The sequence below is a fragment of the Halorubrum distributum JCM 13561 genome (assembly GCF_000337395.1).
Lineage (GTDB): Archaea > Halobacteriota > Halobacteria > Halobacteriales > Haloferacaceae > Halorubrum > Halorubrum distributum.
Map to the genome: position 1 here is coordinate 1 of NZ_AOJF01000058.1, position 2,795 is coordinate 2,795.

The following is a 2,795-nucleotide window of genomic DNA, read 5'->3' on the forward strand; positions in this document are numbered from 1 at the left end:
TACTGGGTCTCGTTGGTCGTCGCTGACATCGTGACCGACTCGATCGAGGTGATCGCGCTCTCGAGTTGGTCCGAGATGTCGACCGTCCACTCGTCGTTGGTACCGTCGCCGTCCGAGTCGTTGGCAGTGAAGTCGGATGTCGGCACCGTTGCCGTCTCGCCGTCAGTCGTTTTGATTGCGTACTCGGTCTGCTCGTGGGGTTCAGCCGTGAACGTCACAACGCCGCCGTCGACTCCCTCTTGGTAGGCAGTCCACGAACCGGAGCCGCCCGCCACGTCGTACGTGAAGTAGATATCATAATCGAGGTTCGACGGGACGTACGTGTTACCCGCCGGCATTCCGTCAGCCGGCTCCGAGGTCGGCGCGAGCATCCCCGTCACCGTTAGGGACCCGCTGTCCTGCGGGATCGAGATCGTCGCCTCGCGCTCGAGGTCGACCGGGATGTTAAGTGCCATCAGGTCGGCGATTGCTTGGTTGACTTGTTCATCGTCAGCCGACATCTCTGCGAGTTCAGACGAGGTGAGCAGTTCCGAGGTGTCGAGGTCACCGGACTGCACATCGCCGTAGATGTTGTCAACCCACAGCGATAGGCCACTCTTGACGTTCGCAAGGGTGTCAGAGAGCAGCGTGTAGATGTCATTCCAGTCGTTGTAATCGAGGTACAGGACGTTCCCATCAGGCGTCGTCCATTCGAAGGCACTGCGGATGCGGCCGTCCCTCAGCGGCCACTCGAGGTTGTCTTTCGAAGCACCATTAGTACCGTCGTACTCGAGGTTGTTATTTCTCTGGACAGGACCCCACCAAAACGCATTGATGGACCCTTCGTCCTGGTTGTCAGTAGACAGTTCTGCTTGCTTAATGGTGATCGTACTGCCGTCGGGGAGCGTGTGCTGTCTCTCGCGGAAGAACGTCTCACCGTGTGCAGCGTAGATGTTAGTCGTGCTCGTTTGCATGTACGTCGAACCATACGGCGTCACGTCCGGAATCGTCACGTCAGAGTGACTGCGGACGGTCTTCCGCATGTTCTCGAGTTCCTGCACGGACGCATTCCACGACTTGAGGAAGTTTTTGATGACAGTCGTAGCAGACTCTTCAGCAGCAGCGTGCGCCGCGTCAGTGACGGCCTGCTGAGTCTCCTCGTTGTTCAGGGCCTCGATAGCCGCAACCTTGCCATCGCCGTACAGGGAGTGTTCAAACCCTGTTTCGACGATGTTGCGATTATCTACGAAGGTCGACTTGTTGTCGCTGTATCGCTTTCTGGAGGTGGTGTAGAGTTCGTTCTTAAGCACCTCAGGCGCCAGGCCTTCGGGAGTCGTGTCCGCGTCATCAGCAGTGACGCCACGGAGTACCCAACCGACGCTGGCACCACCAACAACAGCAGCCGCGCCCGCGACCACAAGCGGCGCCAACGCCTGCGCTCTACCGACCGGGCTAAATTGGGGGACGGCATGTTCACCGACGATCGCCATCCCCCCGAGCGCCGTCCCGGTCGCCGCCGTCCGACGGAAGAAATCGCGACGGGTTAGGCCGTCTTGAGCCATGGGCTGTGGGCTGGGCCGGTCATCCGCCGCCGACATTTACGACCCCCTCCGGGCGAGCATGGCCGCCGCCCCGATCGCCGCGATCGCGACGCCAGCGCCGAAGCCAGGCGAGCCATCCGAGAAGGTGAAGATGCCGCCGATCGAGCCATCAGTCACCGTCACATCGTCGGCCTCCGTGTCGTCGGCCTCCACGATCAGCCGGTAGTCCGTGCCGTCCTCGAGCCCGTCCGCTTCAGTGTACTCGGTGGATGTCGTGTTGCCCTCATCGGCCGCGATCGAGTCGGAGAGCACGACCGTCGCCGTGCTCGGGTCGTCGTCGTACTCGGTCGCGTTGTAGAACGTCACCGACGCGCTCGCGTTTGCCGGGTCCGAAATCGAATCGTTCCAGGCGACATCCACGGTCACGTTCGAATCGTTCGAGAACGATACGGATTCGTTCGCCATTTCGGTCGTCGCCGCGCCGCCGATCGCCGCGAAGCCGACGATACCGATAGTCAACAGAGCCAGTCCAACAACCGCCTGTGTGTAGTTCGAAAATTGCATTGTGAAGTCCTCTCTGCGTTATTTGTACGCGATAACGTAGAACGCGGCCGCGTTCAGGATGACTGTGAACCAGCCGATGTACCACATCGACTCGAGAGCCACCGAGACGGCCGGCACGAGCGAACTCAGGATGTTGAGGATGACCGCGAGCAAGACCACGACGGTCTCGACATCGGTCCAGTCCTCCGGCGTGCTTTCGTTCGTGAGCCACGCAACGACGAGAATCCCCATCGAGAGGATGAAGGCGTACGTGACCTCCGTACCGTGGGCCGCGTAGATGGGCGCTGCGAGCGACATGTTGAACGGCGCGAATAGTTCGAGTGTCCCGACCGCGCCGACCGAGATCGACGCGAGAACGAATAGCGGGGCGAGAATCGAGTCTGTCAGGTCTATTCCGTCTTCCCGACGGACCGTGTCGGGAACCATATTCTGCGGTAGGCTAAGTGCCATACGCAGGTCCGGTTACTCCGCCCCAACGAAAGCGTCAGGAATACCGCCGGAATACCTCGGGGTTCCAGAGGGTCACCAAGTTTTATGAGATGGGGGGTTGCCCGCCGACTATGGCGCTCAATAAACTCCGCCAGTTGGACCAGGATTCAGTCGGGATCACGCTCCCGAAAGACGATGTTCGTATCGAGGGACTTCTCGACGAGAACGGTCCCACTTCGAATTCTCCAAGTGTTCAACTCTTAGCCGCTCGCACCCTCGAGC

General features: G+C 60.2%; 3 protein-coding genes. All 3 read right to left on the reverse strand.

The features are described 5' to 3' along the window. On the reverse strand, positions 1–1,577 hold a 1,577-nt coding region (locus C470_RS15055; protein ID WP_008368347.1), incomplete at its 3' end, for a hypothetical protein. Continuing rightward, positions 1,578–2,084: a PGF-CTERM sorting domain-containing protein gene (locus tag C470_RS15060; RefSeq protein WP_082226716.1), complete on the reverse strand. Its 507-nt coding sequence runs from the start codon at positions 2,082–2,084 to the stop codon at positions 1,578–1,580. It abuts the gene before it with no gap. A gap of 18 nt (positions 2,085–2,102) precedes the next feature. Next, complete coding sequence (locus C470_RS15065) at positions 2,103–2,534, reverse strand: hypothetical protein (protein ID WP_049908797.1); 432 nt, start codon at positions 2,532–2,534, stop codon at positions 2,103–2,105. Positions 2,535–2,795 lie beyond the last annotated feature (261 nt).

Coding starts and splice junctions, on each gene's coding strand:
- C470_RS15060 (WP_082226716.1), bottom strand. CDS start 2,084: ATGCAATTTTCGAACTACACACAGGCGGTTGTTGGACTGGCTCTGTTG.
- C470_RS15065 (WP_049908797.1), bottom strand. CDS start 2,534: ATGGCACTTAGCCTACCGCAGAATATGGTTCCCGACACGGTCCGTCGG.